We start from the raw sequence: 5,890 nt of genomic DNA, 5'->3' as shown, positions 1-5,890 counted from the left end.
CCCGAGAATCCCGACACATCCACCGTGTCAACACAGATCACAGACCCCTGCCCCGGCACCTCGAACCCATCACGCTCAGTCGTCAACACACACACCGGAGCGGCGGTCTCGAGCACATACTCGTTACGCCCAACCGGCTGATCCGGATCCAACGGCACATACCCACCGCCAGCCTTCACCACCGCATACATCCCCACCAACAAATCCATCGACCGCCGAACCGCCAACCCCACCAACGACTCCGGACCCACACCCACCGAAATCAGATACCGAGCCAACCGATTCACCCGCGCATCGAACTCTGCATACGTCTGTTCTTCGCCCTCGAAGACCAACGCCACCGCACCCGGAGTGCGCGCGACCTGCGCATCGAACAACGACACCAACGACGCACCCGCATCCACCGGGTGCCCGGTGTCATTCCACCCCGACACCACCAGATTCCGCTCGACCGCATCAAGGATCTCGATCTCCCCCACCGGCACCGCAGAATCAACCGTCACCGCCTCGAGGACCCGCACAAACCGATCCGCGAACCCCGCCACCGTCGACTCGTCGAACAAATCCGTCGCATACGTGAACTCCGCCGACAACCCCGCCGGTTCACCCGACACGCCGATCGCATCGGCCAACGTCAGCTGCAGATCGAACTTCGCCACCGCGGCATCGAACTCCACACCCGACACCGACAAGCCCGGCAGCTCCAGCGAGGTCTCGCCCATGTTCTGGAACGTCAGCATCACCTGGAACAACGGATGCCTCGCCTGCGAACGCGGCGGGTTCAGCACCTCCACCAAACGCTCGAACGGAACATCCGCATGCCCGAACGCACTCAGGTCCGTCTCGCGCACACGCCCGAGGAGATCGACGAATGACTCGCTCGCATCGACTTCGGTCCGCAACACCAACGTGTTGACGAACATGCCGACCAGGTCGTCGAGTGCCGCATCGCCTCGGCCCGCCACCGGCGTACCCACCGCAATATCCCCGGCGCCCGACAACCTCGACAACAACACAGCCAACGATGAATGCATCACCATAAACAACGTCGAATTATGCTCGAGTGCAAGGCGATTCAGAGCTGATGCCAGTTCGAGACCAAGCGCGAACTTGTACCCGGCACCCCTGTTGGACGCCACAACGGGACGCGGACGGTCCGAGGGAAGATCAAGCTGTTCCGGCAGCCCTGCCAGGGACGCGGTCCAGTAGGCCTCCTGTTTCGCGATCACCGATTCTGGATCGTTCTCCGACCCGAGTACCTCGTACTGCCATAACGTATAGTCCGGGTACTGCACCTCGAGCGGCGCCCACTCGGGTTCCTGCCCCTTCGCGCGTGAGGCATACGCCGCCATCACGTCACGCGTCAGCGGCGCAATCGAGTATCCATCGCCGGAAATATGATGCACCACGAAGACAAGAACAAAGTCCGTTTCCGCGACCTGCAGCAGGCTTGCGCGGAATGGCACCTCGGATGTCACGTCGAATCCTGCCGAGGCGAACTCCGTCACGACCGAGACGACTCGCGCTTCATCCACAGCCACCGGTGAAAGGTTCGGCACCGCTTGCCAGGTCGACACCGACTGCTGGTAGCCGACCCCGTTGACTTCCGGGTATATCGTCCGCAGTACCTCATGCCGCTCGATGACGTCCGTGATCGCGGCCTGTAGCGCCGCCACATCCAACGAGCCCGACAGCCGAATAGCCACCGGAATGTTATTCGCCGCAGAATCCGCATCGAAGCGATTCAGGAACCACATCCGCTGTTGGGCCAACGACAACGGCACATGTTCGGGGCGCGGCTTTGCGACCAGCGGAGCCCTGGCAGCGGTCCCAGCCTCGGCCGCGCGATCGACGATCCCCGCGAGTTGTGCCACAGTCGGCGCATCGAAAAACTCGCGAACCTCGACAGCCACCCCGAAGTCGGCATTGACCCGAGCGACCACTCGGGTCGCGATCAACGAATTACCACCGAGCTCGAAGAATCCGTCGTCCACGCCGAGACGCTCGATGTCGAGCAACTCGCCGAAGACCTTCACGAGAGCTTCCTCGGTTGCCGTGCGGGGAGCGCGGTATTCGACCGCCAGTTGGGTGAAGTCCGGCTTCGGCAGCGCATTCCTGTCCAACTTGCCGCTCGAGTTGAGCGGAAATGTATCCATCCGGATGAACAGTGCCGGCACCATGTAGTCCGGAAGCTGCCGGGCTGCAAAGGATGCAAGGTCCTCGGAATCGAACTCGGCGCCGGCCGCCGGGACCACGTACGCCACGAGGCTGTCCCCGATCTTGGGGGACGAATGAATGAGGGCGACGGCTTGGGAGACGCCGTCGTTCTCCAACAGGGCTGCCTCGATCTCGCCCAGCTCTATGCGCAAACCGCGCAACTTGACCTGGAAGTCCGTACGACCGATGTATTCGAGAGTGCGGTTTTCGCTCGTCCCACGCCACCGCACGAGGTCTCCGGTCCGGTACATACGCTCGCCTGCTCCCGCGACGGGATTTGCGACGAAGCGATCGGCAGTGAGATCCGGACGCGAAACGTAGCCCCGGGCCAACTGCGCGCCGGCCAGATACAGCTCACCCGCGATACCGACTGGGACCGGATGTAGCCCGCCGTCGAGAACCAGCAGGTCGGTATCCGCGACCGGTGCGCCGATCGGGATCGACATCTCGTCGCGGTCGCTGGTCTCGTAATAGGACACATCCACCGCGGCCTCGGTTGGCCCGTAGAGGTTGTGGAGTGCCGCACCACTGATCTCCCGGAACCGTGCGGCGATCCGTGCGGGAAGTGCCTCACCGGAGGCGAACACGTAGCGCAGCGACTGGATCTGTGCGGCAAGCGGTTCCGCGACGAAGACTGACAACATCGACGGCACGAAATGCACCGCAGTGACCCCACGGTCGATCATCGTCCGCGCCAGGTAGGCCGGGTCGCGGTGCCCGTCGGGTGCCGCAATCAGCAGTGTCGCTCCCACTTGGAGCGGCCAGAACAGTTCCCACACCGACACGTCGAACGTGAACGGCGTCTTCTGCAGAATGACATCTTCGCAGGTGAAGCCGTACTCCTGCTGACGCCACCGAAGGTTGCTGACAATGGCGCGGTGGGAAACGCCGACGCCCTTGGGGCGACCGGTCGAACCCGAAGTGAAGATGACATACGCCAGGTTGTCGGCACGCAGCGGCTCGGAGCGCTCGGCGTCGATAACCGGCGTATCAGCGTGTGCCGCGATGTCCAGCTCATCGATCTCGAGTACGTTCATGCCTGAGGGCAGCTCGAGCTCATCGCGAGACGTGGTCAGGACAGCGACCGGGCGGGCCGTCTCCAGAACATACGCCAGGCGGTCCGCCGGGTGTTCCGGATCGAGCGGGACGTAGGCGCCGCCCGCCTTGATGACGGCGTACATGCCGACCAGCAGATCGAACGAACGCCGAATGCCGAGACCGACCAGGCTGTCCGGGCCGACGCCCCGAACGATCAGCTCCCGAGCGAGGCGATTTGCCCTCGCATCGAACTCTGTGTAGGTCAGGACGTCGCCTTCGAATTCGAGCGCTACGGCGTCTGGGGACTTCGCAACCTGCTCGTCGAAAAGGCTGACGAGCGTCCGCGGAACCTCGGTCCGGGCTGCACTCGAACCGGCGGCCCCGAGTACCGACACAGCATCCGCAATCAGAGTGTCCACGACACCGCCGAGTCCTTCGGACTCCGACTCGATCACCCCGGGCACCACAGCAGACAAGACCACCGGAACCAAGGCATCCGGGCCGAGGACACCGCCCATGGAAGAGTCGAGGGTCGTCAGTTCCTGATGCAGCACCTCGTAGGTGACCTCGGCGCCGACGTGTAGCAGTGCGCAGCGACCAGGCTCGATATCTGCCACGGCTGAGATCAGCCTCGGCAGATCCTCGATCGTCAGCGACTGCTGTCCCGGCATACCAACGGACATCTGCTTGCTCCTCCAACTGACGACACTGCACGCTTGTTCACGGCGCAAACGGAAAATAATACCTGATAGGCGCCCTCGCACCTGTCCTGAGACGTGCACTCTGCCTCGGACGTATACACCGAGGGAGAGCCCGAGCCTCAGTCGCTCCCGCTGTGAGCTATGGACTGCGATTCGGCAATCAGGGTTTCCACGGTACCGGCATAGCCGTCGACCCCGAGCGCAGGCAAAATACCTGGGAACAGCCCCGCGAGGGCTACGGAAACGAGGGCCTCCGGTTTGAGCGCTGCCCCCATCGACTTCGAGACGGCCGCGAACTTCTCAAAGAGCTCTCCATAGGTGACGTGCCGCCCGTCGTGGCTCAGCGCGATCGCCTCTCGCGCAACCTCGGCGGCCGCGGCCACGAGGTCTGGCAAATCCTCCACTGTCTTGACGTGCTGTGGAACGGACCGGTGACGTTCGTCATCGGTCAGGATGTCGATGGAGCGCAACGCGACCGATGGATCTTCGGTGACGGCTTCCACGATGCGGACAAATCTCGCAGCAAACAGCTCAACCGTCTCGGCCGAGAACAGGTCGGATGCGTACGTGAAGTACATCTGCATCTCACCGGGACGCCCGTCCTCGTTGATCTGTTCGACAGCCGTCAGCTGAAGATCGAACTTTGCCTGCTCGTATCCATCTTCCAGTGCAGAGACCTCCAGGCCAGGTAGCTGGAGCGCGCCCATCGCAGTGTTCTGGAAGGTGAGCATGACCTGGAAGAGCGGTGTATAGGCACTCGACCTCTCACGGCCTACCGCCTCCACGAGCCGCTCGAACGGGATATCCGCGTTACCGAAGGCCGCGAGATCCTTCTCTCTCGCCTGGGTGAGCAGCTCGACGAATGTCGAACTCGGGTCGATCTGCGTGCGCAGGACGAGGGTGTTCACGAACATACCCACGAGATCGTCGAGCACCCGCTCGCCTCGTCCGGCGACCGGCGTGCCGACCGCGATGTCGGTTGCGCCGCTCAATCGCGACAGTAGAACTGCCAGCGCACTGTGGATAACCATGAATACCGTGGAGTTGTTGTCGCGCGCCACCGCTCCGATCCGAGTCACGGTCTCGGACGGCAGGGTGAACGCGACCGTGCCTCCACGCATCGAAGGACGGGCGGGCCGCGGCCGGTCCGTAGGCAACGCGAGTTGTTCGGGTATCCCAGCCAGCTCCTTCGACCAGTACGCGAGCTGACGGGAGATCACGCTCTCCGGGTCGTTCTCGGAACCGAGTACCTTCCTCTGCCAGAGGCTGTAGTCGGCGTACTGAACCGGCAGGGGCGCCCAGCGGGGCGATTCGCCTTCGACGCGGGCCGAATAGGCCACTACGAGGTCACGAGTGAGCGGCGCGATCGAGAATGCGTCGCCACTGATGTGATGGACAACCACGACGAGCACATGTTCGGTTGGGCTGAGTTCGAATAGCGCGACCCGCACCGGCGCCGTCCGCGTGACGTCGAATCCCACGGTGGCTACCTCGGTGACGCGGGACAACACGTCAGCCTCTGATACTTGGATGGGTGAGATGTTCTCGATCACCTCGCGCGATGGAACAATCACCTGCGACGGTCCGGCACTGGTGTCCGGATACTTGGTGTGCAGAACCTCGTGCCGATCGACCACATCACGCACCGCGGCGCCGAGCGCGGCAACGTCCAACAGTCCGGAGAGGCGGATCGCGACTGGAATGTTGTATGCAGCCGAGGTTGGGTCGATCCGGTTGATCACCCACATCCGCTGCTGCGCCAAGGACGCCGGAATGACCTCCGGACGCTCCTGCGCCACCAACGCCAATCGTCCGCCGGTGCCGGCGTGTGCTTCGACCCTCAGCGCTAATCCTGCAACCGTCGACGCCTCGAAGATGGTGCGCACCGGCACCTGCGCATCCAACGCCGCACCCAACCGCGACACCACCTGCGT

General features: G+C 63.3%; 2 protein-coding genes. Both read right to left on the bottom strand.

Annotation, left to right across the window (positions count from 1 at the left end; all coding sequences use genetic code 11):
* A partial coding sequence (locus MLGJGCBP_RS15265) for a non-ribosomal peptide synthetase (protein WP_160096624.1) occupies nt 1-3,938 on the bottom strand: 3,938 nt, incomplete at its 3' end.
* A 137-nt stretch (nt 3,939-4,075) separates the two neighbouring features.
* On the bottom strand, nt 4,076-5,890 hold a 1,815-nt coding region (locus MLGJGCBP_RS15260), incomplete at its 5' end, for a condensation domain-containing protein (RefSeq protein WP_236581111.1).

Origin of the sequence: Rhodococcus sp. T7 (genome assembly GCF_009872365.1) — a bacterium.
Lineage (GTDB): Bacteria > Actinomycetota > Actinomycetes > Mycobacteriales > Mycobacteriaceae > Rhodococcus_F.
Note: the sequence above shows the minus strand (reverse complement) of the source record. Positions and strands in the feature narration are given on the sequence as shown.